Annotated in this window: 2 protein-coding genes; both read right to left on the reverse strand. The window is 65.7% G+C overall.

Annotated elements, in window-relative coordinates; all coding sequences use genetic code 11:
• Positions 1-156: 156 nt before the first annotated feature.
• Complete coding sequence (locus QUS11_06985) at positions 157-2,349, reverse strand: sodium-translocating pyrophosphatase (protein ID MDM7993043.1); 2,193 nt, start codon at positions 2,347-2,349, stop codon at positions 157-159.
• A 145-nt stretch (positions 2,350-2,494) separates the two neighbouring features.
• On the reverse strand, positions 2,495-2,764 hold the full coding sequence (locus QUS11_06990) for a TMEM165/GDT1 family protein (protein ID MDM7993044.1): 270 nt from the start codon (positions 2,762-2,764) through the stop codon (positions 2,495-2,497).
• Between the last annotated feature and the right edge of the window lie 77 nt (positions 2,765-2,841).

Genomic DNA, 2,841 nt, shown 5'->3' on the forward strand with positions numbered 1-2,841 from the left:
CACAGCGCTGTCTCGTGGGCTCGGAGATGTGTATAAGAGACAGCTCTTCACATTCCGGGCAGGCAGAGCGCTGTTGTTGTTAGAGCAGGTGGAACGTCACCGTGAGGCCGGCCATATCGATCACCCGCCATGGTGGCGGATGATCCTCATGGCCATCTAGAGCAAGTGGAACGTCACCGTGAGGCCGGCCATGACGATCGCGACCATGCTCATCAGCTTGATGAGGATGTTAAGGCTCGGCCCCGAGGTATCCTTGAACGGGTCGCCGACCGTGTCGCCTATGACCGTGGCCTTGTGGGCCTCCGACCCCTTGCCGCCCAGGTTGCCCTCCTCGACGTACTTCTTGGCATTGTCCCAGGCGCCGCCCGAGTTGGCCAGGAATATGGCCAGGACGAAGCCGGCCGCCACGCCCCCGAGAAGGAGCCCCATCACCCCGCCGACTCCGAGGATGATCCCTGTCGCTATCGGGACCAGGATGGCCAGGGAGGCGGGCAGGACCATCTCGTGCTGTGCGCCGCGGGTCGAGATGGCGACACACCTGGCGTAGTCGGGCTCGTCCTCGCCCCTCATGATCCCCGGCTTCTCGGCGAACTGCCTGCGGACCTCCTCGACCATGCGCCCGGCGGCCCTGCCGACGGCCTGCATGGTGAGACCGCAGAACAGGAAGGCCATCATCGAGCCGATGAAGGTCCCCACCAGCACCAGCGGATTCATGAGATGTATGTCGAAGTGCGCCATCAGTTCCTGGAGCGTGGCGGAGGCGGTGTCGACGGTCCTGCCACCGGCCTCGAACGCGGTGGTGCCGATCCTGACCATCCCGATCCTGATCTCCTCGAGATACGAGGCGAGGAGGGCGAGAGCGGTCAGTGCCGCGGAACCTATGGCGAAGCCCTTGCCCGTAGCCGCCGTGGTGTTCCCGAGGGCGTCGAGGGCGTCGGTCCGCTCGCGGACCTCCTTCTCGAGGCCGGCCATCTGGGCGTTGCCGCCCGCGTTGTCGGCTATGGGCCCGTAGGCGTCGGTAGCGAGGGTGATGCCCAGGGTGGAGAGCATGCCGACTGCAGCGATACCGATGCCGTAGAGGCCCATGGAAAGGTTCGTGAAGGAGAATCCCGAAGAGAAGAGGAACGACAGGATCGTGCCGATCGAGACCATCGACACCGGGATGGCGGTCGAGATCAGCCCCGTCCCGATCCCGGAGATGATGACGGTGGCAGGCCCGGTCCTGGCGTGTTCCGCGATCGCGACCGTCGGCCTGTATCCGTGCGAGGTGTAGTATTCGGTGGACTTGCCTATGACTATCCCCACGACGAGGCCGGTGACCAGCGAGCCCCAGACTCCCCAGGCGTTCGGGAGGCCGAGGAGATGCAGCACGGCGGCGGAGATGACGGTGATCAGGATCGAGCTGGAGTTCACGCCCCGCGCCAGCGATCCGAGGAGCTGCTTCTGGGTCGCCCCCTCCCTCGTGCGGACCATGAGCATCCCTATCACGGAGAGGATCGTGCCGATACCGGCTATTATCATGGGCGCCAGCACGCTGTTCATCTGTGCGGAGCCCCCGGCTGCCGAGAACGCGGTCGCCCCGAGGGCGGCCGTGGCCAGGATCGCGCCGCAGTAGGATTCGTAGAGGTCCGCTCCCATCCCGGCAACATCGCCCACGTTGTCGCCGACGTTGTCCGCGATCGTGGCCGGATTCCTGGGATCGTCCTCGGGGATGCCCGCCTCGACCTTGCCGACCAGGTCGGCGCCCACGTCGGCGGCCTTGGTGAATATCCCGCCGCCTACCCTGGCGAAGAGAGCCTGGGTGGAGGCGCCCATCCCGAAGGTCAGCATCGTGGTGGTGATCAGCACCAGCGAGCCCGGGCCCTCGGAGGGCGGATAGAACTGGTTGAGGATCACGAACCAGGCCGATATGTCCAGAAGGGCCAGACCGACCACCACCAGGCCCATCACCGCGCCGCTCCTGAAGGCGAGCCTGAGGCCCCTGTCGAGTGACTGCCTGGCGGCATGGGCGGTCCTGGCGGAGGCGTACGTGGCGGTCTTCATGCCGAAGAAACCGGCCAGCCCGGAGAAGAACCCGCCAGTTATGAACGCGAACGGCACCCATCCGTTCTGCACCTTCAGCACGTAGGCCATCAGTGCGAAGAGTGCCGTCAGGCAGAGGAAGATGACGGTGACGACCCGGTACTGCTGCCTGAGGTAGGCCATCGCACCCTTGCGCACCGCGAGGGCGATGGCGGCCATCCTCGGGGTGCCCTCGTCCTGGGCCATCATGTTCCTGTAGAAGAGCCAGGCGACAACGAGCGCGAGTACGGAGCCTGCGGGTGCGAGCCAGAACCATGGATTCAGCATAGAGTCCTCCGTCGTCCCGGTGCGGTTTCGACCGGTATCCTCCCAGAACGGCCCGCGCCTGCCGGGGAATGATCCCGGGCGGAACGGGCGTGCATCTCACCCGGACGAGCTAACATTAGCCGGAGCGGTTCCCGGCACAAGCGCATCAGCGCTTCGCGAGGACCCAGATGCCCACGGCTATGAAGCCTATCCCTGCGATCACGGAAAGAGTGCGCCCCTGGACGATCTTCGACAGGGCGGCCCCGGCGAGTACCCCGAGGGCGGAGGAGAGGACGAGCGCCGCGGCCGAGCCGACGAAGACCGTGAGCCTGCTCCCGCCTCCGGCGGCGTAGAGCATGGTCGAGAGCTGCGTCTTGTCTCCGATCTCCGCCAGGAAGACCGTACCGAACACTGTGAGGAGGAGTTTCCAGTCCATCGGGCCCTTCTTCGGAAGAGGCGCCCGGCGGGGCCGCTGTCTCTTATACACATCTGACGCTGCCGACGAGTTCCGAA

The organism is Candidatus Fermentibacter sp., from assembly GCA_030373045.1.
GTDB lineage: Bacteria > Fermentibacterota > Fermentibacteria > Fermentibacterales > Fermentibacteraceae > Fermentibacter.

Bases quoted from the DNA above. Each gene is read 5' to 3' on its own strand.
- QUS11_06985 (MDM7993043.1), bottom strand. From the start codon at position 2,349: ATGCTGAATCCATGGTTCTGGCTCGCACCCGCAGGCTCCGTACTCGCG.
- QUS11_06990 (MDM7993044.1), bottom strand. From the start codon at position 2,764: ATGGACTGGAAACTCCTCCTCACAGTGTTCGGTACGGTCTTCCTGGCG.